The organism is Microvirga lotononidis (assembly GCF_034627025.1).
GTDB lineage: Bacteria > Pseudomonadota > Alphaproteobacteria > Rhizobiales > Beijerinckiaceae > Microvirga > Microvirga lotononidis.
In genome coordinates, this window is the sequence record NZ_CP141048.1 from 4,100,293 (window position 1) to 4,124,098 (window position 23,806).

At 63.4% G+C, this 23,806-nt stretch carries 21 protein-coding genes; 10 read left to right on the top strand and 11 right to left on the bottom strand.

Going from position 1 to position 23,806, the window contains the following annotated elements:
- Together U0023_RS19435 and U0023_RS19440 are read left to right on the top strand one after the other, a co-directional pair.
- Window positions 1-1,065 (top strand): ABC transporter ATP-binding protein, encoded by a 1,065-nt coding sequence (locus U0023_RS19435; RefSeq protein ID WP_040638493.1) that lies wholly within the window; start codon window positions 1-3, stop codon window positions 1,063-1,065.
- A gap of 2 nt (window positions 1,066-1,067) precedes the next feature.
- Window positions 1,068-2,393 carry an amidohydrolase family protein gene (locus U0023_RS19440; RefSeq protein WP_009491597.1) on the top strand — a complete coding sequence of 442 codons (1,326 nt, stop codon included), beginning with the start codon at window positions 1,068-1,070 and terminating at the stop codon, window positions 2,391-2,393.
- A 3-nt stretch (window positions 2,394-2,396) separates the two neighbouring features.
- On the opposite strand, the gene U0023_RS19445 is transcribed toward U0023_RS19440, so the two are convergent.
- The gene (locus U0023_RS19445; RefSeq protein ID WP_009491598.1) at window positions 2,397-4,271 is read right to left on the bottom strand and encodes an adenine deaminase; all 1,875 of its coding nucleotides are present in this window, start codon (window positions 4,269-4,271) and stop codon (window positions 2,397-2,399) included.
- Between the two features lie 83 nt (window positions 4,272-4,354).
- On the opposite strand from U0023_RS19445, the gene U0023_RS19450 reads away from it, so the two are divergent.
- Together U0023_RS19450 and U0023_RS19455 are read left to right on the top strand one after the other, a co-directional pair.
- Window positions 4,355-5,278, top strand: coding sequence for a nucleoside hydrolase (locus U0023_RS19450; protein ID WP_009491599.1), 924 nt, complete (start codon window positions 4,355-4,357; stop codon window positions 5,276-5,278).
- Window positions 5,279-5,301: 23 nt separating this feature from the next.
- Complete coding sequence (locus tag U0023_RS19455) at window positions 5,302-5,829, top strand: ankyrin repeat domain-containing protein (RefSeq protein WP_009491601.1); 528 nt, start codon at window positions 5,302-5,304, stop codon at window positions 5,827-5,829.
- Window positions 5,830-5,831: 2 nt separating this feature from the next.
- On the opposite strand, the gene U0023_RS19460 is transcribed toward U0023_RS19455, so the two are convergent.
- The 6 genes from U0023_RS19460 to U0023_RS19485 form a co-directional block, all read right to left on the bottom strand.
- Window positions 5,832-6,689 carry a class I SAM-dependent methyltransferase gene (locus U0023_RS19460; RefSeq protein ID WP_009491603.1) on the bottom strand — a complete coding sequence of 286 codons (858 nt, stop codon included), beginning with the start codon at window positions 6,687-6,689 and terminating at the stop codon, window positions 5,832-5,834.
- Complete coding sequence (locus tag U0023_RS19465) at window positions 6,686-7,837, bottom strand: NAD(P)/FAD-dependent oxidoreductase (protein WP_009491605.1); 1,152 nt, start codon at window positions 7,835-7,837, stop codon at window positions 6,686-6,688. Before U0023_RS19465 ends, U0023_RS19460 begins: the two co-directional genes overlap by 4 nt.
- On the bottom strand, window positions 7,834-8,505 hold the full coding sequence (locus tag U0023_RS19470; RefSeq protein WP_195904181.1) for a methyltransferase domain-containing protein: 672 nt from the start codon (window positions 8,503-8,505) through the stop codon (window positions 7,834-7,836). Before U0023_RS19470 ends, U0023_RS19465 begins: the two co-directional genes overlap by 4 nt.
- A 50-nt stretch (window positions 8,506-8,555) precedes the next feature.
- Complete coding sequence (locus tag U0023_RS19475; protein ID WP_009491608.1) at window positions 8,556-9,647, bottom strand: type III polyketide synthase; 1,092 nt, start codon at window positions 9,645-9,647, stop codon at window positions 8,556-8,558.
- Window positions 9,648-9,765: 118 nt separating this feature from the next.
- Window positions 9,766-10,689 (bottom strand): DMT family transporter, encoded by a 924-nt coding sequence (locus tag U0023_RS19480; protein ID WP_009491609.1) that lies wholly within the window; start codon window positions 10,687-10,689, stop codon window positions 9,766-9,768.
- Between the two features lie 82 nt (window positions 10,690-10,771).
- Entirely contained in the window at window positions 10,772-11,077 is a 306-nt protein-coding gene (locus tag U0023_RS19485; RefSeq protein ID WP_009491610.1) for a hypothetical protein, read from the bottom strand.
- 391 nt (window positions 11,078-11,468) lie between these two features.
- On the opposite strand from U0023_RS19485, the gene purT reads away from it, so the two are divergent.
- From purT to U0023_RS19505, 4 genes are all read left to right on the top strand, one after another.
- Window positions 11,469-12,641, top strand: coding sequence for a formate-dependent phosphoribosylglycinamide formyltransferase (purT, locus tag U0023_RS19490; RefSeq protein WP_009491611.1), 1,173 nt, complete (start codon window positions 11,469-11,471; stop codon window positions 12,639-12,641).
- Between the two features lie 175 nt (window positions 12,642-12,816).
- Window positions 12,817-14,937: a PAS domain-containing protein gene (locus tag U0023_RS19495; RefSeq protein ID WP_009491612.1), complete on the top strand. Its 2,121-nt coding sequence runs from the start codon at window positions 12,817-12,819 to the stop codon at window positions 14,935-14,937.
- Window positions 14,937-15,368 carry a response regulator gene (locus U0023_RS19500; protein WP_009491614.1) on the top strand — a complete coding sequence of 144 codons (432 nt, stop codon included), beginning with the start codon at window positions 14,937-14,939 and terminating at the stop codon, window positions 15,366-15,368. The genes U0023_RS19495 and U0023_RS19500 overlap by 1 nt, the downstream gene beginning before the upstream one ends.
- A complete protein-coding gene (locus U0023_RS19505) occupies window positions 15,365-16,426 on the top strand; it encodes a sensor histidine kinase (protein WP_009491620.1) in 1,062 nt (353 codons plus the stop codon). Before U0023_RS19500 ends, U0023_RS19505 begins: the two co-directional genes overlap by 4 nt.
- Window positions 16,427-16,432: 6 nt before the next feature.
- On the opposite strand, the gene U0023_RS19510 is transcribed toward U0023_RS19505, so the two are convergent.
- Window positions 16,433-16,768, bottom strand: coding sequence for a hypothetical protein (locus U0023_RS19510; RefSeq protein WP_154661041.1), 336 nt, complete (start codon window positions 16,766-16,768; stop codon window positions 16,433-16,435).
- Window positions 16,769-17,188: 420 nt separating this feature from the next.
- Between U0023_RS19510 and U0023_RS19515 the strand changes: the two genes are divergently transcribed.
- The gene (locus U0023_RS19515; protein WP_009491622.1) at window positions 17,189-18,832 is read left to right on the top strand and encodes a Na/Pi cotransporter family protein; all 1,644 of its coding nucleotides are present in this window, start codon (window positions 17,189-17,191) and stop codon (window positions 18,830-18,832) included.
- An 8-nt stretch (window positions 18,833-18,840) separates the two neighbouring features.
- On the opposite strand, the gene U0023_RS19520 is transcribed toward U0023_RS19515, so the two are convergent.
- Window positions 18,841-19,041 carry a hypothetical protein gene (locus tag U0023_RS19520; RefSeq protein WP_009491623.1) on the bottom strand — a complete coding sequence of 67 codons (201 nt, stop codon included), beginning with the start codon at window positions 19,039-19,041 and terminating at the stop codon, window positions 18,841-18,843.
- 127 nt (window positions 19,042-19,168) lie between these two features.
- On the opposite strand from U0023_RS19520, the gene gcvA reads away from it, so the two are divergent.
- Window positions 19,169-20,104 (top strand): transcriptional regulator GcvA, encoded by a 936-nt coding sequence (gene gcvA / locus U0023_RS19525; RefSeq protein ID WP_009491624.1) that lies wholly within the window; start codon window positions 19,169-19,171, stop codon window positions 20,102-20,104.
- A 21-nt stretch (window positions 20,105-20,125) separates the two neighbouring features.
- Here the strand turns inward: gcvA and mdoH are convergent, their stop codons facing one another.
- Window positions 20,126-22,321 (bottom strand): glucans biosynthesis glucosyltransferase MdoH, encoded by a 2,196-nt coding sequence (mdoH, locus tag U0023_RS19530; RefSeq protein ID WP_009491625.1) that lies wholly within the window; start codon window positions 22,319-22,321, stop codon window positions 20,126-20,128.
- Window positions 22,297-23,727, bottom strand: coding sequence for a glucan biosynthesis protein (locus tag U0023_RS19535; RefSeq protein WP_009491626.1), 1,431 nt, complete (start codon window positions 23,725-23,727; stop codon window positions 22,297-22,299). Before U0023_RS19535 ends, mdoH begins: the two co-directional genes overlap by 25 nt.
- Between the last annotated feature and the right edge of the window lie 79 nt (window positions 23,728-23,806).

A 23,806-nucleotide genomic window follows, 5' to 3' on the forward strand; every position in this document is an offset into this window, starting at 1 on the left:
GTGACACAGCCTCTCGATATCAACGCCGTTTCCGCCCATTACGGAACGACCAAGGTTCTCGAAGACCTCTCGCTCTCGGTCCAAGCCGGCGAACTCGTCTCCCTTCTCGGGGCCAGCGGCTGTGGCAAGACCACCACCTTGCGCCTCATCGCCGGGTTCCTGTCGCCGACGAGCGGCTCGATCTCCCTCGGCGGGCGCGACCTGACGCGGCTGCCGACGCACAAGCGCGACATCGGCCTCGTCTTCCAGAACTACGCCCTGTTCCCGCACCTGTCGGTTCTCGACAACGTCGCCTTCGGCCTCAAGCAGCGCGGCATCGGCCCTGCCCAGCGTCGCAAGCGGGCGCTGGCCATGCTGGAGCGCGTCGGGCTCGCGGCCCTGGCGGATCGCGCCCCGGGAGCGCTCTCGGGCGGCCAGAAGCAGCGTGTGGCGCTCGCGCGCGCGCTCGTGATCGAGCCGCCACTTCTCATGTTCGACGAGCCGCTCTCCAACCTGGATGCCAAGCTCAGGGTCGACATGCGCGTCGAGATCCGTCAGTTGCAGCGCGCCAACGGCACCACCTCGGTCTATGTCACGCACGACCAAGAAGAGGCCTTCTCGATCTCCGACCGCGTCGCCATCATGAGCGCCGGGCGGCTCATGCAGTTCGACAGGCCGGAGGTGCTCTACAGGCGGCCTGCCAACACCTTCGTGGCCCGTTTCGTCGGCTTCGAGAACGTCATCCCGTTCAACGTCGTGGTGCGGGACGGCGATGACGTGACGGCGGAGACGGCTGGGCTGCGGCTGCGCCTCTCGCAGAGCCTGTTCGGCTCCATCCCCGACACGTTCCTGCTCGCGACGCGGCCCGATGGACTGATGGTGTCCCCTGACGCGGCCGCCGAGGGACTGCCGGCCCAGCTGGGCCTGAGGACCTATCTCGGCCGCGCCTATCAATACCAGTGCGAGACGGCAGCCGGTCGCCTCATCGCCAATGGCAGCCTCACGAATCCGCTGAAATCGGGCGCGAGCGTGAAGCTCGTGCCGGTGCCGGAGCAATGCACCATCCTGGCGTCCGAGGAAGACTGACGATGGCTGCGATCCTCATCCAGAACGCCTGCCTGCTTCCCATCGACGAGGCCATGAGCATCATCGATCGGGGATGGATGCACGTCGAGAACGGCACGATTCAGGCGATCGGCTCCGGCGAGCCGCCACGGATCGAGGGAGCCGAACTCATCGACGTCGATGGTAACGTGATCATGCCCGGCATGGTCAATCCCCATGCCCATCTGGCCATGACCTTGTTCCGCGGCCTCGGCGAGGACGTGGACGACCGGCTGTTCCGCTACGTCTTGCCTATGGAGCGCAAGTTCGTCTCGCCCGAGATGGTGCGCGTCGGGACGCTGCTCGGGGCGCTTGAATCCATCGAGGCCGGCGTCACCACCATCGCCGACATGTACTATTACGAGACGGAGGTCGGGCGCGCCCTGGACCAGGCGGGTCTGCGCGGCGTGGTCGGCCAGACCCTCGCGACCTTCGATCCGCCGGATCACAAGACGATCGATCAGGGCTTCGCCCTCGTGGAGGATCTCGTGTCCGAGTTCTCCGGGCACGAGCGCATCGTGCCGTCCATTGCGCCCCACGCTCCCTATTCGACCGACATCGACGTGATGGCCCGCGTCGCCCGCTGGGCCGAGGATCATCCAGATGTTCCGGTGCAGCTCCATCTCGCCGAGATGGACAGCGAGATGGAATGGTGCCGGAAGAACCACGGGCTTCGGCCCGTTGCGGTCGTCGAGAAGGCGGGACTTCTGCGCCCGGGCCTGATCGCTGCGCATTGTCTGCATATCGATCCGTTCGAGATCGAGCGGATGGCGAAGGCGGATGTACGGGTGGCGCACAATGCCCGCTCGAATGCGAAGGCGGGGCGCGGCATCGCGCCCATCGAGGCCATGCGCGCCGCCGGCATCAAGGTCGGCATCGCCACCGACGGGCCGATGAGCGGCAACACCCTCGACCTGTTCAGCCAGTTCGGTCCTGTCTCCATGTTCCAGAAGCTGCTCGGCCACAGCCGCAAACCCATGCCGGCCGCGCAGGTGATCCGCATGGCGACCCTGGAAGGCGCTCAGGTGCTCGGCCTCGACAGCCGCATCGGTTCGCTCGAGCCGGGCAAGCAGGCCGATCTCATCCGAATCGACCTGTCGGCCCCGCGCATGCAGCCGATTTACGACATCTACGCCACGCTCGTGTTCTCAGCGATGCCTGTCGACGTGCAGGACGTGATGGTCGGCGGTCGTTGGATCATGCGCGGGCGCAAGGTCGAGAGCCTGGAGCGCAAGGAGATCCTGCGCGACGCGGGCCAGATCGCAACGGCGTTCAAGGCCGAGATGGCCCGGATCGACGCCGCCGGGTGATCCCTACCAGACGACCGGGTGCGTCTGCCCGGTCGCCACGTTCACGAAGCCCTGCGGAGCGGCCTCGCACGGCGCGACCAGAACCCAGCGCCAGGGCGCGCAGGTGAGGGTGGCGAATTGCAGCCGTTCCGGAAAGCCTGGAAACCAGCGCGGGGAGAAGGTCGGCTCGTAGAGCCACTCGATCTTTTCCGCCGCCGCATAAAGCTGCTGCATCTCTGCGTCGAGTTCCATCGCAGGGCGCTGAGTCATCAGCCCGCCGATCTCGTAGCGCACTTCGGCCACGACCTTGCCGCCGTTGACGAGAACCCATCCGCCGCCGATCTCCGCCACCCGGTTCGCCACCATCGCCATGGCCTCGTCCGACGAGCCGACGACCCAGAGATTGTGCTTGTCGTGAGCGACCGTGCATCCGACCGCGGTATCGGGTGTCTTGGGCCCGCAGCCGAGCCAGAACATGCGCGAGACGAGTCCCTCGCCCGAGAAGCGGTCGACGATGGCGAATTTCGTGACGTTCCGCGCCGGATCGCGCAGGACCTCGCCATTCTCGACGGGCAAATCCATCGTGATGAAGTCGTCGGCCCAATGGAACGGGCGCAGGAGCGCGGCCTGCATCGTGTCCCGACCGGGTTGTGCCGCGATGGCGAAATCCTGAGGCTCAATCCTGCGCCGGATGTTCACGGTCTTCGAAGCCCAATCCGGCCAGTCGATGGAAGGCAGCGGCCCGAGATAGTTCGCTCCCTTGGACACGGGCCGTCCATCCGCCCAGACCTCGGCAATCGAGAGCCTTGTTACATCGTCGAGCAGTACGATATCCGCAAAGCGGCCGGGTGCGATGCTGCCGACCCAGGGGGTGAGGCGCATATGACGGGCAGGGTTGATGGTCACGCACTGGATCGCGATCTCAGGCGCAAGGCCCGACTCGATGGCGAGGCGGACATTGTAGTCCGTTGCCCCCATCCGCAGGGTATCCGACGCGCTGCGGTCGTCCGTGGCGAAAGCCACCTGCGACCAGTCGGAGAGGCCTCGCTCGATCAGCCCGGAGATAATCTCCGGCATCGAATGCGGCCTGATCTCGATGAAGATGCCGTGCCGCAGCTTGTTCCATACTTCCTCTGCGGTCCAACCTTCGTGATCCGAAGCGAGGCCGGCAGAGGCAAAAGCATTGATGGAATTGAGATCGCGCAGGCCGGCGCCGTGCCCCTCCACCACGCCACGCTTCTCGAACGTGGCCTGGATCATGCCCCAGAGGCGCTTGTGCGACGGGTTTTCCGGATTCCAGACGGCAGGCCAATCCATGACCTCATCAAGCCCCGCGACCATCAGGCTCTCCTTCAGAAAGCCAGCCTGCTCATCGTACCCATAGTATCCACCGCCCCATTCATAGGCCGTCGGCGGAACGGCGGATCCGGGCAAGGGGAAGATCTTCATCGGCGAACCCTGCCGGCGAGCGGTCAGCCAGAATTCGAGATTGCTCGCGCCGTCCACGTTCGAGAATTCGTGGCTCGCTTCGCAGGTCCAGGTATTGCCGCGCGGCAGCACGAGGGCGGCTTCGTATTCCGGCGTGACGTGCGAACTCTCGATATGCTTGTGCACCTCGCCGAAGCCGGGGACCGCCGCAAGATCGCTTCTGTCGGCGTGGGCGAGAGCCGTGCCGGGATACGTTCCTACAGGCCCGGTCCAGGCGATGCGGCGGCCACGGATGGCGATCTCCTGGTCATCCAGCCATGTGCGTGTATGAGCGTCGAGCAGGCGCCCGACGCGCAACAGCATATCGGCGGGCCGCTTGCCGAGCGCCACAAGGACGAGATCCTGCCGGATGCGCACCTCGTCCGCGGCATTCACCAGGAGATCGTCGGGAAGCGAGGCAGATTGGGTCACGGCGCACCTGTGGCTATGGTCAAATTCCGTCCGGTATCGGATAAGCAGCCGAACGGACTCAATGCAAGGTTTCTAGCCCCGTCATGCCTCACGTAAAACCCCGGCAAATCGTCATCGACACGGATCCCGGCATCGATGATGCCATCGGCATTCTTCTTGCGCTGGCCTCGCCTGAATTTTCGATTGCGGGCGTTACGACCGTGGCGGGAAACATCGGTATCGACACGACGACACGCAATGCCGGTCGATTGCTCGCCTTCGCTGGCCGGCATGATATCCCAGTCGTTACAGGCGCCGCCGCGCCGTTGTCCCGGCCGGGACCCGAGCCCCTGAACCTGCACGGCAAGGACGGCATCGGCGGCGTCGCTCTCCCGGCTCCCGTCCGGCAGCCGGAAAACCAACCCGCAGTCGAGTGGTTGGCGGAACTCCTGCTCAAAGAACCAGCCGGCGCCGTCGATGTTTTCGCCCTCGGACCGCTGACGAACATCGCCCATCTTGTTCTCGACAAGCCGGATGCCGCCAAGCGGATCGGCCGGATCATCGCCATGGGAGGCGTGGTTTACGAACCCGGCAATGTCGGGCCGCGTTCCGAGTTCAATCTATGGGCCGATCCGGAGGCGGCGGACGTGGTCCTGTCCTCCGGGCTTCCGCTCGTGCTCGTGCCGCTGGACGTCACGCGTCGGGTCCGCGCCACGCGGGACTTCACGGCGACGCTGTCCGCGTCCGGAAAGCCGCTCGCTTCGATGGTCGCGGACCTGATCGAATCCTATTTCGAGACGTCGACCCATCAGGAGAGCCGTCCGCTTCACGACCCCTGCGTCATGCTGTTCGCACTGGCGCCCGAACTCTTCCGTCTCGAGGATCTGCGCCTGAGCGTCAGCACCGGACCCGCCGAGGAGGCGGGTGCGTTGACAATCGGCGAGCGGGGAACGCCGGTTCAGGTCGCCACGAGTGTCGACGGTCCGGCCGCGCTCGATCTTCTCGCCAGGACGCTGACGTCGTTTTGAGGCACGACTCTCAGGAGCCCACGATGCAGAATGAACCGCCCAAGCCGGAGCTGGACGAGGAGACGATCGCCTTCGCGCAGAGGGTCTTCCAGCATGCGAGGGCGGGCCATGCGCAGGAACTCGGCGACTTGCTGCGCATGGGGCTGCCGCCGAACCTGCGCAACGAGAAGGGCGATTCCCTCCTGATGCTCGCGAGCTATCATGGGCATGTGGACACGGTGCGGGTTCTCTTGTCGCATGGCGCGGATCCTGAACTCGCCAACAATCGCGGACAGACACCCTTGGCCGGCGCCGCCTTCAAGGGCGACATGCCGACGGTTCAGTGCCTCCTGGATGGAGGCGCTGATCCCAATGGTCGGAGCGAAGGCGGAAAGACCCCGCTCATGATTGCCGCCATGTTCAACCGGGAAGAGATCGTCCATGCGCTTCTCCTCCGGGGCGCGGATGTCGCGGCACAGGATGCGGGCGGTCTCACGGCGGAGGCCCTGGCGGGCGCGATGGGAGCTGCCGACACGGCGGAACGACTTGCCAAGGAAGCGCGGAGGTCCTGAGGTCACGCTCGGGCCATGGGCTTGTGGGCCGTCAGGAGACCATAGTTCATCGATCCTGTCGTATAGGCCAGCCAGATGCGGGGAAGGCTCAAGGCGAAGATCCGGTTTCTGGAGCGGGCATCGAGCAGGTAACGCCGATAATGGGCCTGGGTGATGAGCTTCCCCGCCACGCGCCCGGTGCAGAGAGCCCAAGTCCGCTTCACCTTTGCGCTGAGATCTTCAATATGATCGACCTCGAACCCGGCATTGCCAGCCCAGGCGCGATACTCTGCAATCGTTCCCATCCCAGCCAAGCGGCCTTCGCGGCAAATCGGCTCGAGGAGAAAGCGTTCTTCCCACGGCTTGGCCTTTTCCCGAGCGAGCCAGGCATAGACGGCAAGCCGGCCGCCCGGTCGAAGGGTCCGGTAGGCCTCATCGAAGAAAAGCTGCTTGTCGGGCATGTGCTCGGAACTCTCGATGGCGAACGCATGGTCGAAGGTGCAGTCGGGAAACGTGTTGGCGAGCCAGTCCTGTCGCATGAAGCGGAGCAGGGGCGATCGGGCTGCGCGCGTCTCCGCCTGCCGGAACTGCGCCAACGAGAGGGTGATGCCGGTGACGTGAACGCCGTAATGCCCGGCCAGCCATTCCGCCGTCGCGCCATAGCCGCAACCGATGTCGCAGATGTGCTGTCCGGGTTCGGGTGCCAGCGTCTCGGCCAGGCGGGCGATCAACGCTTCGACCGCCTGAGCCGGCTTTTCCCGTCCGGTCGTCCAGAGTCCGTGATGGACATGCTCGCCCCAAACCTCGCGGTAGAACGGATCGAGCTCATCGTAATGATCTGCGACGGAAGCAGGCGACAGGATTTCCCTTGAGTGGATCATGACGCAAAAAGCACGTTGTGCATGGAGGCTTCCTGCACACGGGTCAGCGCCGCGACATGCCGCATGGCACCGGGCCAGAGTCGCGAGAGCCGAAAGATCGCCTGCTGCCCGGCCGCGTGCCGCACGGCGCTATTCAGTGTCGAGGCCAGCCGGATCGAACGGCCGATATCGGACCGGACCCGGTGGTGGAAGATCGAAGCGGCCTGGCCATGATCGAGGTAGATCGATGCAGCGAGGCATCCGCTGTGCAGCGCAATCGACATGCCCTCACCGGTAAAGGACGGAATGACGCCGACCTGGTCGCCGAGCCGGAACAGACCTTGCGGTTCGTCTCGATCAGGCCCGTGAAGGAAGCCATAGGGAATTTGGAAGATCGACAGGGGGCGCTCGAAGAGGGCTCGAGCGCATTGCAGGCGTTCGCCGAGATGCGGACATTCGTCGGTGATGGAGGAGAGAAGGTCGTCCCAGTTTTTCCCGACCTGTTCGAAGCGCTGTCGGGAAACGACGAGGCAGAGATTGGCGATATCCTGCTCGACCATCTGCAGCCCGGCATATCCGCCGCGGAACAGGATCACTTCGACGGCCCCGTCGAGGTCCTGCCGCTCATTCCGCGCCATGCGATAATGCAGCTTGAAACCGATGAGGTCGTTCATGGCGCCGGACGATGTCCGCTTTACCCCTCTGACGTCATGCTTGCCGCTTGCCAGGAGGACGCTGCCCGCCGCGATGGAATCGCCCGGTCCCATATCGATGGCGACCCCTGAATGATCGGTGGAAATGGACCTCACGGCCCGACCTCTGAGGATCCGGGCCCCACGTGCCTCCGCCTCCCGCAGCAGAGCCTCGTCCAGAACCCTGCGGGACAATCCTCTTGCGACGAAGGGAAGTTCGACTTCGATAAGCTTAAGTTTCCGGACGAGCCGCAGGCGCGAGATTCGGCTTGCTCCAACGGCATCGAGGTCGATGCCGAGATGGGATAGATAGGTTTGGGCCTCGATGCTCAGGAACTCGCCGCAGACCTTGTGCCTTGCTTCGGCATCGCGCTCGATCACCAGGACGGGACGGCCCGCGTCGGCGAGGGTGCTTGCGGCCGACGCGCCGGCGAGGCCGCCTCCGACAATAACGACCTCCTCGCGTCCTCGGCTCATTTCAACCGGCTCACGCAGAGGCGGAAGGACGGGTACCACCGGATCCGGGCCGCTCCAGGTTCGAGACCGGCCGAAGCCAGGATCGCCTCCCAATCCTTCCGGCGGAAGCTGCGGGCAATCGAGATCGGGCCATCGTGCCGGACGAAGCGGTGCCAGCGCGCCGCCCAGGAAAGCGCCCGAAAGAAGTGGAAGGGGACAGGGTGACGATAAAGGTCCGCGATGAACCAGCCGCGGGTCGCGACCCTGTCCATCCATTGGACAAAGCCTGCCAGCTCGGCATTCGTCATGTGATGCGTCGTCTGCGAGCAGATGATGAAGTCGATGGGGCGCTCGGGCTTGAAATCGAAGACGTTGCCCGTCCTGAAATCTATGGAAACACCGGGCGGGGTCGCGGCGCGGGCGATCGGTTCGCTCATCGGATTGAGATCGACGCCGATCAGGTCGACGGGCCGGTTCCGGCGGCGGCTCCAATCATGGATCCGCCGCAGCAGATCGCCGTAGCCGTATCCGACGTCGAGAACCGTCACGCGCTCATGGGGATCCAGATCGCGGGTCGCATGATCGAGCCATTTCAGGACAGGACCATGAGTCATGGTCACGACATTGACCGTGGCCAGGTCCTTCAGGCAGGCGCGGTAATCCTCCAGGCTGACGGACTCGGTGTCCATCCACTCCGTCTCTGGGCTTCGCTCGGCAAAACTCCGGCTCATGGGAGCCTCTATTCGGCAAGGGTGAAGCGGAATGTCTCGGCCACGAGCCCCGGTCCAAAGGCCATTCCGAAGCCGTTCGATTTTCGGGGAGCGTCCTGCATCATCCGGTGAAGCACGAACATCAGCGTGGCGGACGACATGTTGCCGAAATCCCGCAGCACGCCGCGGGACCAGTTCAAAGCGTCAGGGGCGAGGTCGAGCCCCTGTTCGACCGCATCGAGAATCGTTCTCCCGCCCGCATGAACGGCCCAGAGATCGAAATCGTCCTTGTGCTGGCCGCGCAGGATCCCGCTCTCGTCGTTGCGGGTGGCCTCGTGGCGAAGAGCCCTGGCGATTTGGCCGGGGACCTCGCCGGACAGGCTCATCTCGAAACCGGCATCGCCGATACGCCAGGTGATGAGATCCCGAGTCTCCGGAATCGTCGCGACGCGGAAATCCTTGAGTGCGATGCCCTTCGGCTCGGCCGAGATGAGACTGGCCGCGCATCCGTCGCCGAAAAGCAGTGCACTGAGGATCACTTCGATGTCGGGGGTCTCCTGAAGGTGGAGCGTGCAGAGCTCCAGGTTGACGACCAGAACCTTGGCGCTGGGTTCCGACCGGACGATGTGATGGGCGACCTTCAGCGCGTTGACGGCGGCGGCGCAGCCCATAAAGCCGACCATGGTCCGTTCGATGGATGGATCGAGACCCAGCCTCTCCATGATCTGCTGGTCGAGGCCCGGCGCCGTAAACCCGGTGCAGGAGGCGACGACCAAGTGGGTGGCCGATGCGAGGTCCTCGTTCAGGTCGAGAGCCTCGATGGCCTGCTGCGCGAGGTCGACGGCATGGGTCTCGAAGCGCTTCATGCGAGCGCCCGTCCCGGCGAACCGGCCCGGCTGGAAGAAGCCGTTCTGATCGGCCGAGATCTCCAGGTTTTCGCTTGGGGTCAGCGTGGAGTAGCGGTGTTCGATCCCGGAACGCTGGACCATCCGCCTGAAGATCAGCTTGTCTTTCCGCTCCGGCAGGAACTGGTCGACAAAGCCGATGAAGGTCTGATGGACATCGTGCTGCGGCACGGCAGTGCCGATGCGGTTGATATATGCGCCTGCCAAACGAGCCATCCTGCCGATTCCTGGCTCCGGCTCACCGTTCTAGCGATCACAGAGCCCCATGAAGGCGAAGATAGGGCAGCCCGGGGTCGGGGAAACGAAAGTAGGCGCAGAAGTCGCACTCTCGGGTTCACGAACGCGACAGAGGAGCGGCTACGCTCTCGGGCGGGCCGGCCTCCGCCGGGAGCGTACCGGGCGGCTGTTCGCGCTTGAGAGTCTGCTCCCGCGCGAAGATGAACAGGCCGGCGGCCACGACGATGAAGATCCCAACCAGCGCCATAGCATCCGGCCATTCGTCGAAGAACAATGCACCGATGACCAGGGCCCAGAGAATCTGGCTGTACTGGGCCGCTCCGAGGCGGTCGGCCGGAGCGTACTGCGTCGCGATGATGAATAGGGCCTGGGCGACGAAGGCGGTTGCCGCGAAGGCGAGCAGCAGAACCCATTGATGGGTCGTCGGCCAAGCGAAGCCCGGGACCATCATGATGCCGGCGATGACGGTCGTCGCCAGGAAGACGGTGCCGATCAGGGTGAAGCGCTTCTCCGTGTGGCCGATCATCCGGCCCGTAATGACGCCGCCGGCTGCACACAAGGCGCCCGCGAGCGCAGCCATGTGGCCGGGCAGGAACTCCTTGAACCCGGGGCGCACGATGATCAGGACGCCGATGAAAGCGGCGCAGACCGCGAGGCCGCGGCGCCACCTGACATGTTCCTTCAGGAGGAAGATCGACAGGATCGTCACGAGGCTCGGCATCAGGAACAGGAGAGCGAAAGCCTCGGCGAAGGGCAGGCTCCGGAAGGCCATGACACTGAGCGGCGTCGTGATAGCGATCAGGAATACTCTGAGGCCCATGAGCCAGGGCCTGTTCCACCGCACGAGGTCGAGGAGCTTGTCGCCGGGCTTCATGAAGACCGGCGAGAGGAGGAAGGGAATGAGATATCCGAAGAATGTCACTTCGAAGGGATCGAGACCGTGGCCGATCTCCTTCACCACCGCGTCACCCCAGGCGAAGACGGCAAACGCGAGAAATGCGAGGAGGATACCCTTGACCATGTTCCAACAATCCCGCAAGGCGGCGGTGAGGATGCGATAAGACGGACAGACGCGCCCAGATGGGATGAGGAGGATAAGGGAATTATCTCGGCATGACGAGGCGCGGGCGCTTGCGCTCGACCACCACGACCTTCGGTCCTTCAGGCCGCTCGGGCATCAGCAGACGCTCTGGAGCGCGCTCGGACCGGCGGGGCAGGGGCGCGGACTTCAGCACCACGGGGCGCACCTCCTCCTCGGGAAGGCCCATGAGCTGCGCGGCAATTTCGACCTGGCTGTCGATATCATCCGTCAAGCCCTGCGCCGCGACGATCGCCTCCTCGAGAACCGGTGGCTCCACACGGGTTACGCGCCGGTTCCGGCTTTCGGACGATTTCTTCTTTGCTAGCATTGGGCTTCTCCTGGGCAGACCCCTTAACCCATCGAACTTCCGATTGCGTAATGCGCGATTGAGACGGCAGGGCTGCATTCAGTGCAAGCGAGTCCGACGCTCTGTCCATGATGCTGAACGCGACGCGAGGGCTACTTGATCCATCCCGTAACGCGAAATTGCCCACCGAGAACGATCTCGACCGAGCATTTGGACGTGGGCCGAGGAATCCGCTCATCCGATGTGAATAAGGTCCATGGATCGTCGGTTCGACGGCGGCGGGACTCGACCCCGCGGCGCCGGTCAGCCATTGATGATCTTAAGCAATGGCTCTTCGGCTCCTATCTGGAACATGAGCCTGGAAAGTTGCCAACCGGGCGTCGTGGCCCGCCCCTGAAGGAAAGGCATTCCCGTGTTCACAGCCAAGATTCTCCTCCTCGGATCGGGCGAACTCGGCAAGGAGTTCGTGATCTCGGCCAAGCGCTATGGCTGCCATGTGGTGGCCTGCGACAGCTATCCCGGTGCGCCCGCCATGCAGGTCGCGGACGAGGCAGAGGTCTTCTCCATGCTCGATGCGGATGCCCTCAAACGCTCCATCGAAAAGCACCGGCCCGATTTCATCGTTCCGGAGATCGAGGCCATCCGCACGGAAGTGCTGCAGGATTTCGAGGACAAGGGATTCACGGTCGTTCCTTCCGCCCGGGCGGCGTCGCTGACCATGAACCGCGACCGGATCCGGGAGCTCGCCGCGACCGAACTCGGCCTGCGCACGTCCAAGTACCGTTATGCGGAGAGCCTGGAGGAGGTCAGGGAAGGGGCCGAGCACACGGGCCTGCCCTGCGTGATCAAGCCCGTCATGTCCTCGTCCGGCAAGGGCCAGAGCACCATACGCACGGCCGACCAGCTGGAGCAGGCCTGGAACGACGCCGTGGCGAATATGCGCGGGGACCGGAAGAAGGTGATCGTCGAGGAGTTCATCGCCTTCGAATACGAGATCACGCTCCTGACGATCCGCTCCCGTGAGGGCGTCTCGTTCTGCGAACCCATCGGACACCGTCAGGAGCGGGGAGATTACCAGGAATCCTGGCAGCCGACCCCCATGACCGAGAAGCTGCTCGCCGATGCCAAGGACATGGCGCGGAAGGTCGTCGACAATCTCGGCGGGTATGGAATCTTCGGGGTCGAGTTCTTCGTCACCCGCGACGAGGTGATCTTCTCCGAACTCTCGCCACGCCCGCACGACACGGGACTGGTGACGCTTCTGTCCCAGAACCTGTCGGAATTCGATCTCCATGCCCGGGCCGTCCTCGGCCTTCCGATCCCCCCGGTCCGGCTGCACGGCCCCACGGCCTCCGCGGTAATCCTGGCCGACCGCGAGGCCGAGCGGTTCAGGATCGAAGGGCTGCGGGACGCTCTCGCACTCGGTTCGGCGGAGACGGACGTGGAGGTGCGCATCTTCGGAAAGCCCACGACGCGGAAACACCGCCGCATGGGTGTCGCACTGGCCTCCGGCCGCACGGTCGAGGAGGCCCGCGAGCGCGCCCGGCAGGCTGCGGACCGGGTGCGGATCGACTACGACGTCTGAGAGGGACGTCCAGGGCGCTTCGGCCTAAATGGCCATGCGCACATCGCGTGTCGCATCGGTCACAGTGACCGGGGGAATCGGCTGGCCCTATGGTACTTGGCAGAGAGCAGCCTAGATTCGGACCAGCTCTTTCCGGCATCAACGAGGGGGCTGGTACCGACCAGCAGCATTGCGATTGACGACGATCAACTTTGAAGCGCTTTTCAGTGCCTCACCCAACCCCTACGTGCTGGTAGACCTTTCCCTCACCATCATCGGGATGAACGACGCCTATCTCAGAGCGACCATGCGCCAGCGGGAAGAGCTGATCGGGCGCAACATGTTCGATGCGTTTCCGAGCGATCCGGACTCTCCGAGCCACCGGCAATTGCGCGGCTCCTTCGACAAGGTCATCCGCGAGAAGTCCGCCGACTATATCCCGTTGATCGAGTATGCCATTCCCTTGCCGGATAACCAGGGCTTCGAGGAGCGCTTTTGGAGCGCAACCCATACGCCGCTGTTCAATGAGGCCGGCGAGATAGCGTTCATCCTCCAGCACACGGTCGACGTGACGGAGCTTCATCGGCTGAGGAACTTGGCGAAGAGCACGGTCCTGTCGTCGGGGCCGTCGGCCCTGATCGAGACGGATATGTTCCGCCGGGCTCAGGCGGTGCAGCAGGCCAACGACGTGCTGAACGCGGAGCAGCAGCGCCTGCGGGGGCTGTTCCAGCAGGCTCCCGGGTTCATGGCCGCCCTGAGCGGGCCGGATCACGTTTTCACCATGGCCAACACGGCCTATCTCCAGCTGATCGGTCGCGAGAACATTGTCGGAAAGCCTGTCCGAGAAGCGTTGCCCGAGGTGGTTGAACAAGGTTTCATTGGGCTTCTCGACCGCGTTTATCACAACGGCCAGCCGTTCGTGGGCCGGAGCATCCGCATCCTCCTGGAGCAGGGCGACGAAGACGTTCAGGACGAGCGCTTTCTGGATTTCGTGTACCAGCCGATTTTCGATCCCAATGGACATGTGTCCGGCATCTTCGTTCAGGGACACGACGTCACGGAGCAGAAACGCACCGAGCAGGCTCTCCGGGAAAGCGAGGAGCGGTTCCGGGCCATCGCCGACTCAATCGATCAGATGATCTGGGCAACGCAGCCCGACGGCTTCCACGACTACTATAATCAGCGCTGGTACGAATACACGGGCGTTCCGGACGGTTCAACCGACGGCGAAGCCTGGAATGGCATGTTCCACCCCGATGATCAGGAGCGTGCCTGGTCGGTCTGGCGCAAGTGCCTGGAGACGGGCGCGCCCTACCACATCGAGTATCGGCTGCGGCATCGCTCCGGCGCGTACCGGTGGGTTCTCGGCCGGGCGCAGCCGGTTCGTGACGAAGAGGGCCGGATCAAACGCTGGTTCGGAACCTGCACCGACATCCATGATTTCAAACAGGCTCAGGACGCGCTTCGCGAGAGCCGGGAGCGGGCTCTCCGCACCGAGGAAGAGACCAGCAGGCTGGCATCGGTCCTGGCCGAACGGGTCACGGAGCTCGATGCGGCGAACGAGGAGATCCAGCGCTTCGCCTACATCGTCAGCCACGATCTGAGAGCTCCGCTCGTCAACATCATGGGCTTCACCAGCGAACTCGAAGGAGCCCAGGCGGAAATCGAGCGGCTCTATAGGAATATTCGGCAATCCGATCCCGGGCTGCTCTCGCCGGAGGCTCGCGCGGCCATCGAAGCGGATCTGCCGGAAGCCATCGGGTTCATCCGATCCTCGACCGCGAAAATGGACAAGCTGATCGGGGCGATCCTGAAGCTCTCCCGTGAGGGACGGCGGGTCCTAGCCCCTGAACCGATCTCCATGGCCCAAATGTTCGACGCGCAGCGTCGAAGCGTCGCGCATCAGCTGCTCGAGCGGGGCACGGAACTCGTGGTCGAGCCCGTGCCCGATCTCACCAGCGATCGTCTGGCCATCGAGCAGATCTTCGGAAACCTGATCGACAATGCCATCAAGTACCTTCACCCTTCCCGCTCTGGAAGGATCGTCGTTCGGGGACGCGATCTCGGGAGCAGCGTCGTCTACGAGGTAGAGGACAACGGGCGCGGGATCGATCCCAAGGATTTCGAACGGATCTTCGATCTCTTCCGCCGTTCAGGCGTTCAGGATCAGCCGGGTGAGGGAATCGGACTTGCACATGTGCGCGCTCTCGTGCGAAGGCTCGGCGGTACGATCTCGGTATCGTCCCGACCGGAGGAAGGCTCGATCTTCACGGTCGCCTTGCCAAGCCATATCAGTATGAGTTCGGAAGCCGCCTGATGCCTCAGCAAAATCCTGTCACCATCATCATGGTCGAGGACGACGAGGGTCATGCTCGCCTGATTGAGAAGAACATCCGCCGGGCCGGCGTCTGCAACGAGCTGCGGACTTTTGCCAGCGGAACGGCTGCCCTGGAGCACCTGTTCAGCGATGATGTTCGCAATGCGGGCCCGTTTCTGGTTCTGCTCGACCTCAATCTGCCGGACATGAACGGTGTCGACATTCTCGCCAAGCTGAAAGGCGACGAGAAGTTGAGGCGTGCCCCGGTCGTGGTGCTCACGACGACCGACGACCAGCGCGAAGTGCAGCGTTGTTACGATCTCGGCGCGAATGTCTACATCACCAAGCCGGTTGAATACGAGTCGTTCTCACAGGCCATTCGTCAGCTAGGGCTCTTCCTGTCAGTAATCCAGGTGCCCGAAACCCTATGAGCCAGGGCGCTGCCGAAACCGCTCCGATCCGGCTTCTCTACATCGATGACGATTATGGGCTGGGCCGCCTGGTCCAGCGGTCTCTCTCACGCCACGGCTTTCACGTCAGGCATGCCCTCAGCGGCGACGAGGGCTTGAATCAGCTTGCCGCCGAACGCTTCGACGTAGTCGCTCTCGACCACTTCATGCCCGGCAAGGAGGGCCTCGAGGTTCTCAACGAGATCCGGACCCTTTCCGACCCGCCGCCGGTGGTCTACGTGACCGGAGCCGATGAGGGAAGGATCGCGGTCGCCGCCCTCAAGGCGGGAGCTGCCGATTACGTGATCAAGGATGTCGGCGGGGTCTTCCTCGATCTCCTCCGAACGGCTGCCGAGCAGGCGCTGGCCGCCGAAAGACTCCGTCAGGAAAAGGAAGCCGCCGAAAGGGAGATGCGGGAAGCCCGCGAGCGGGCCGAGATGCTGCTGCGCGAAGTCAATCATCGCGTCGCCAACAGTTTGCAGCTGGTCGCATCTCTCGTCGCCATGCAGCAGCGGGCGCTCGGAAGCGATACTGTTGCAAGAGATACCCTGACCGAAACGCAGAGCCGGATCACGGCCATCTCGCAGATCCACCGGCGCCTTTACACTTCCAACGACGTGCGCTTCGTCGAGATGGATACCTATCTCGAAGGGCTCGTCGAGGAGCTCGAAGGCGCGATGCGCGCAGCCGGGCGGGAACACACGATCACGTTGCAGGCTCAGCCGGTTTCGATCCCGACCGACAAGGCCGTCTCCGTGGGCGTCATCGTGACGGAACTCGTCACGAATGCCTTCAAATATGCCTATCCGGCCGGAAAGGCCGGCGATATCCGGGTCTCCCTGTCGTCCGACAATGGCCATGCGGTCCTTGTCGTCGAAGATGACGGGATCGGATGGAAAGGCACCGGGGTGGTGCAGGGGAGTGGCCTGGGCACGAAGATCGTGAGGGCGATGGCGTCCAACCTGCAATCCGCCATCCAGTTCGACCAGGGATATCTGGGGACGCGGGCCGTCCTTTCCTTCGCGATCTCACCTGATTGAGAGCACTCAGCGCGAGGGATTGTTCTTAGAGCCTCTGCCGCTCAAGCGTGCCCGAATTTCTCCGACGATGATGTTCAACTCGCGCTGCAGCCGGCTGACCCGCGAGAGCAACTCTCCGTCCGGCATTCCCGTAATGCTCGGTTGCTCCTCTCCATTGGGGGCGGAATGCGCCATGCTCCGCAATTCCTCCAATGTCGTCGGACCGATATTGGGGACGGTCAGCCACTGAGCATCCGAGATGCTGGCGACCTCGCGGATGGTGGGGCACCGTCCTTTGAACTCGGCCAGGATCGCTCCCCGGACGCGTCCGGAGCATTTCTCAATTGGAAATGGATCGTCCAAACCCATCTCACGCCCTCGCACAGCAACCAGTGAGATCCCGTCCATCAATGCCCGCCACCCTGGAACTTAGCTTTTTAGGACATTCAATGCGTAACGATTATATGCAGAAAATAGCAGTCGACCTTTAGTGGATGGGCACATGCGTTCGGAGTAGCCAAATTGATCCTGGCGAAAACCTTTGCTGTTCTTGCAACCACGCAAGGAAAAATCGGCTTGGCAGAGCTCATCGCGAGGACCCCTTGACGGTCATTTCGCGGACTGAATTCCCTTAGGACAAGCTCAAGAGCGGCCTCTGTCCGAGCGATTTTCCAAATATTAATCCAACACATGACCATTATTAGCCGGCAACCTTATTGCCGCCGCGGCCTTTGGTGAGTAAGCAAGGAGATTGCGCCGTATTCCGCGAATCCAGAGGATTGAATGTCTGCAACCTCCGTCCTGATCAACCTCTTCGGTGAGATTGCCCTGCTTCTCTGGGGCATCAACATGGTCAATAGCGGGGTTCAGCGCGCGTTCGGCAGCGATCTGCGCTGGATACTCGGCATGGCGCTCAGGACGCGTCTGCAGGCGTTTCTCGCCGGTCTCGGCGTGACGACGGTCCTCCAGAGCAGCACGGCGACCGCCTTGATGGTGGCGTCCTTCACGGCGGGCGGTGCCGTCGACATCATCCCGGCCCTGGCCGTGATGCTCGGCGCGAATGTCGGCACGACGCTCATCGTGCAGGTGCTTTCCTTCGACGTGTCGCTGATCTTTCCGGCGCTGATCTTCGGCGGTTTCGTCGCCTATCGCCGCGGCCGGACGAGCCGGATCAAGGATCTCGGCCGCGTGACCATCGGCCTCGGACTGATGTTGCTGTCGCTTCATCTGCTCAGCGAAACCATAAGGCCGATCGAGTCGTCGAAAGTCATCAAGGATCTTCTCGCCGTCATTGCGCCCGACCCGCTGATCCTGGTGCTTCTCTCCGCGCTCTTCGCATGGCTCGCCCATTCCAGCGTCGCCGCCTTGCTGTTCATCATGTCGCTCGCAGGCGCTGGCGTTATCGACGCCCATTCGGCCCTAGTGATGGTACTGGGCGCCAATCTCGGCAGCTCCCTCAATCCCCTGCTGGAGGGCACCGGAGGCGACCCCGTCAAACTGCGCGTGCCGTTCGGCAACTTCGCCATGCGGGTGATCGGCTGCCTCGTGACCTTCCCGCTGATCGATCCGATCCTGTCCGCCATGTCGGTGTTCGACCCGCATCCGGAGCGTCTGGCGGCAAATTTCCACACGCTGTTCAACCTCGTGGTGGCGGCTATCTTCATCCTGCCGCTCCCCTGGATCGCCGGGCTGCTGCTCAAACTCTTTCCGGAGAAGCTCCGCGCGTCCGATCCGGGCACGCCCCAGTATCTCGACAAGGATGCGCTCGATACTCCATCCGTCGCTCTCTCCAACGCCGCCCGCGAGGTCCTGCGCATGGTCGATACCGTCGAGGCCATGCTGCGGAGTTCCCAGGATCTGTTCCGGGAGGACGACATCAGCCGCGTCGATCAGGTGAGCCGCACGGATGACGTGCTCGACAGGTTGTTCAGCGCAATCCGCCGCTATCTGAGTTCAATCAACCACGAGACCCTGAGCGACGCAGAGGCGAAACGCCTATCGGACATTCTCGCCTTCGCCATCAATCTGGAACATGTGGGTGACATCATCGACAAGAACCTGATGGAACTGGCGGCCAAGCGCATCAAGAACCATCTGCGCCTGCCAAAGGACAGCCTGGAAGACATCACGAGCATGCATGCGAAGCTTCTGGAGCATCTGCAGCTCGCAGCATCCGTTCTTATGTTTCAGGACCTGGGGTCCGCCCGCAGGCTCGTCTCCGAGAAGGAGCGTTTCCGCGATCTCGAACGCGCGGTTGCCCAGAAGCATCTCGATCAGCTGCGGTCCGGGCGAGCGGTGGGCGATACCAGTGCACTCCAGCTCGACATCGTGCGCGATCTCAAGCGCATCGAGGCGCATATCGCATCGACCGGGCATTCGCTCCTCGAACAGAGCGGGGAGCTCAAGCCCAGTCGTCTCACGTCCTGATCGAGGTGTTACATCTTCTCCGTCAGGGCGCGCCAATCCATGTAGCGCACGGGCTCCGGAAGGCCGATGTCGCGCCGTTCGTGGTCGGTCAAGGCGCCCAGATCCCGGATGACGGGCGGCGTCTTCCGGAAACCGGGGCGGAACAAGAGCTTCAGGCGCAGCCAAGCGCTCTCGACGCCGTGAAGGCGGCTCGCATCTTCGTATTTCATGACAGCCTACCGTGAGGGTTTGCCAGGGCTTCAGCGCCTCTGGTGATGAAGATGAGGATGCGCCTGTCGCGAGAGCTTGACAAAGCAAATGCCAATGGGCTGGCATAAGGTAGCCTTATGGATCATCATGCCTAAACCGCCATCCAAACTTCCGCCGATGAGCGCCGTCCGAGTCTTCGAGGCGGCGGCCCGCCATCAGAGCTTCACCCGTGCAGCCGAGGAGCTCGGCATGACGCAGGCTGCGGTCAGCTACCAGATCAAGATCCTGGAGGATCGCGTCGGAGCACCGCTGTTCAACCGCTTGCCTCGACAGGTGACGCTGACGACGAAGGGCCGCCAGCTCGCACCGGCGGTTACGGAAGCGTTCGAGGCCTTGCGGAATGCGTTCTCAGGCGTCGAGGACGCGGTTCAGACCGTTCTTTCGCTCACGACCCTGTCGACCTTCGCATCGAACTGGCTCGTGCCGCGCTTGGGGCGCTTCCGGCAGCTCCAGCCGAACATCGCCGTCCAGATTTCAGTCTCGACGGAGATGGTGGAGCTTGCTCGCAGCGAGTTCGATATCGGGATCAGGAGCGGCACTGGAGAGTGGCCGGGCCTCGAAACGCATGTCCTGTTTCCGAACCAGTTCATCCCCGTCTGCAGCCCCGATCTCCTGCGAGACGTGGAGATCCGGGAGCCCGTCGACATTCTCAAACTTCCACTCATCTCGCCGGGCGATCCCTGGTGGCAGGACTGGTTCGCCGCCGCAGGAGAGAGGAACATCGACCTCTCAGGGCGCCCCGACAATTCACTGGGGGTGCAGCAGCTCGAGGGCATGGCAGCGATCGCCGGCCAGGGCGTTGCGCTCATCAATCCCTTTTTCTTCCCTGAGGACTTGGCCTCCGGGCGGCTGGTAAAGCCGTTCGATCTCCTGGCCACGACCGACCGCAGCTATTGGCTCGTCTATCCGAAAGCCCGGAGACGTTCGGCCAAGGTCGAAGCGTTCAGGGATTGGGTGCTGAGCGAGGTGGCGGGCGATAGCGAGGCCGCGGATTGCAGGGCAAAAACCAAAACCGGGACATGACGCCCCGGTTCGGAAGGAAGGTTACTCCGCCGCCTGGGCCTCTGCGGACTTGGCCTTCAGATGGACGAGCATATCGATCAGCGCCCGGTCGTGGAGAACGACCATCCGTTCCTTGTTGTGGAGCCAGCTGACCGCGTCGTCGATCGTTTCGGCATCGTCCAGTTTCGCCTCCGCCAAGGCTCGTTCGGTTTCGATGATGCCGCGCTTGCGGGGCAGGGCAGGCGGTAGCATCTCAAGGTGCCGCTCCCGCAGGTTGGCATCCTCATAGATCGCCCGGATGCTGTCGGCATCGTCGAAGCCGAAAGCGGCATTGCGCGCCTGGAGCTCGTTTGCCCGCATCGCAATGGCCGGAGGCTGATGCTCTTCGGGGGTGCGCAGCAGCCCCAGCCGCTTCAGCGCGAGTCCGGCACCGAGCTGGCCGCTGAGCCAGGAAAGGGGAATCGCGAGCAGAAGACCGATGATCGTGGGGGACATCCACAGAAACAGGGATGTGGCGATCATGAACGCCGAAATGCCCGCCAGGGCGCCGAGGACCGTATGAGCCCGGTGGCGGCGGACGATGTCCCTGAAGGGAATGGACCCATCGTCACGACGCTGGGGCTGCCAGCCCGTGTCTCGTCCCAGCAGAATCTGGAAGACCGACCCTGATTGGATGAGCATCAGGATCGGCGCCAGAAGCGCCGAGAGGATGATCTCGATCGTGGACGAGATGATGAGCCGGATTCCCCCTCCGGAGGCCCGCCGGTCGCCGCCGCGGATAAGCATCAGCAGGAGACCGAAAATCTTGGGCGCCAGCAGGATTCCCATGGTCAGCGCGAACAGCGCCAAGGCTCGTTCCGGGTCGAACCGGGGCCAGATCGGGTAGAGACGGAAGTCCCGGGCGAAATACTCAGGCCGAATGTAGGTGGTCTGCAGGACGAGCGCGATACCGACGATCAGCTGGAACAGCCAGAACGGCGACGCGAGATAGGACATGATGCCCGTGGCGAAATGCTGCCGCGTCGGCAGCTTCAGGCCCTTGGCCGTGATGACCCGCATGTGCTGGAGATTGCCCTGGCACCAGCGCCTGTCGCGCGCCGACAGGTCGATCAGCGAGGGCGGGCTCTCCTCGTAGGAGCCCTGCAGGTCCGCCAGCATGTAGACCGACCAGCCCGCGCGGCGCAGCAGCGCCGCCTCGACGAAGTCGTGGCTCAGGATGTGACCGCCGAAGGGGGGCTTGCCTCTCAGGTCAGGCAGGCCGCCATGAGCCGCGAACGCCCGCGTGCGGATGATCGCGTTGTGACCCCAGTAATTGCCGTCCCGGCCCATCCAGACTGCGAGACCCATGGCGATGACGGGGCCGGTCACCCTGGCGGCATATTGCTGGAGCCGGGCGAAGAGCGTGTTGCGGTTGATGATGAGCGGGAGCGACTGGATGATGCCCGCATCGGGATCCGCTTCCATGGCGGCCGCCAACCGCACGATGCATTCGCCGGTCATGAGGCTGTCGGCATCGAGCACGAGCATGTGCTCGTAATGCCCGCCCCACCGGGACACGAAATCCGCAATGTTGCCGGCCTTGCGGTGATGGTTCTTCTGGCGATGGCGGTAATAGAAGCGCGCGCCGGGGCCGAGACGCTCCCTTAGGGCGAGGAACGCCCGCTCCTCCGCCACCCAGGCATCCGGATTGGTCGTGTCGGAGAGAATGAAATAATCGAAATGCTCGCCGAGCCCGGTCGCCTCGACCGATTCATAGATGGCCTCCAGCGCGGCATAGGTCCGGTCCGTCTGCTCGTTGTACACGGGCATGACGATCGCGGTGCGCTGCTGCAGCGAAGCTGGCAGGGGGCCCCTGTGTCCAGGGCGCCGCAACAGGGCGAGAAATCCCAGAAGGGCGCTGGTGAAAGCGATCGCGATCCACGAGAAGTTCACCGTGAACAGGGCGACGAGGACCCACTGAAGCGCGGTCGTGCGGCTCACCGACACGACCTGGTACATCTCGTATGTACCGTAGGCCGTCAGCAGCAGCCCGCCTCCGAACACGAAAAGGCGGGCGAGCCAAGTCCCCAGCTTGGGATGCTGGTGAAGCGGGCTGCGCTCCTCCCTCTCCGACCAGCGGCGAAGCGACTGGGTCGGCATGTCCAGGTGCTTTTCCGGCGGCATAGAGGGTGCGGGCCGTCCAAGGGCGGCCACATTCGGGTTTGAGTCGGGACCTACGGTGTCCAACGATAAAGCCATGTCTCGCTAATCGGTTTCCCGCCTGCTTCAAGGATCAGGCGCATCTCACACGCGTTTTCGTTGCCCGGGTCAAGCTCGAACGCAACGCGCACTGTCTTTCGTTCCGGATATGGCAAAAGTTTGAGGTTCTGAAACGTTCCAGGGCCAACGGTCAGAACCGACTTTAGGTCCGCCGGCAGATTGTCACCCAGAGCATCGCCCGTAAAGTCGACCGTGAAACGGCGTCTCCTGCCGCCGCTGCCCCGGCCCGAGCGTGTCGCCGACACGGTGGCCAAGGGAGGCCGTTCGGGCGCATTCCATCCCCAATATTGCCGGTACGCGATGGCGACTTCAGAACCGGCCGCCATGGGCGCCTTCGGACGCCAATAGGTCAGGATATTGTCGTTGATTTCCGAGTCGGTCGGAATCTCGAGCAGCTGAACGCTGCCCTGGCCCCAATCGCCCAGGGGCTCGATCCAGAGGCTCGGCTTGCGTTCGAATTTCTGGTCGTCGTCCTGGAAGGCCTCATAGGACCTTTCCCGCTGCAGCAGGCCGAACCCACGGGGGGAGCTGTCGACGAACGCCGAGATCTGGAGAGTTTCGGGATTATGCAACGGCCGCCAGAGCCACTCGCCCGAACCGTTCAGCATCTGAAGCCCCGACGATTCGTAGACGGCGGGGCGAATGTCGTCCGAGTTGAGAAGATCATTCGGCCCATAGAGGTAGGTCGAGGCGATGCCGCCGAGGCCCACATGCTCCAAGTTGACGCGAGGGAAGAGGGTCATCTCCACGTCGACGATCGTCATGTCGCCGGGGCGGAATGTCATGCGGACCGCGCCGGTCGTCGATTCCGAATCGAGCACGCCATGCACGGTGATGGCGTTGCTCCCCACAGCCGGGCGTTCGAGCCAGAATGCGCGGAACACCGGAAATTCCTCGCCCCGCGCTTCGGCCGGCCGCAGGGTCAATGCCCGGGCGATGGCGCCATAGGACTGGCCACGCGCGATGGCACGGAAGAAGGTCCCGCCCTGGACGAAGGCGAAATCGAAGGGCTTGCCGTTTCCGAGCTGCGCGATCAGCTTGAACCCCGAAAAACCGATATCCGGCAGATTGTTCGGTGGATTGACGCGGCCGTAGTCGAACTGGGTCGGGCTGAACGCGATCCGACGGACGGCCCCGTCCTCCACAAGGTATAGATCCACCGCATCCCTGAAGACGAAACCGCGATGGAGCGGCTCGACGGAGATGCCCCGGTTGTCGGTGCTCCAGATGGCCGGCTGGTTGTAGCGGATGGTGGAGTATTGTTCCTGATTCAGGTTGCCGAACACGTCCGGCAGATCGTTCGGGGCCGCCACATACGGCTTCTTGGAGAGCTGCCGCGCGATATCGATCACAACGGCCGGATCGAACCGCTGATTCTCGCCCATCCTTGCCGAAATCGTCGCTTGAGGTGTTTGGGCTCGGACAACTGGCGCACATGCGAGCCCGGCGACGGAGACGCCGATA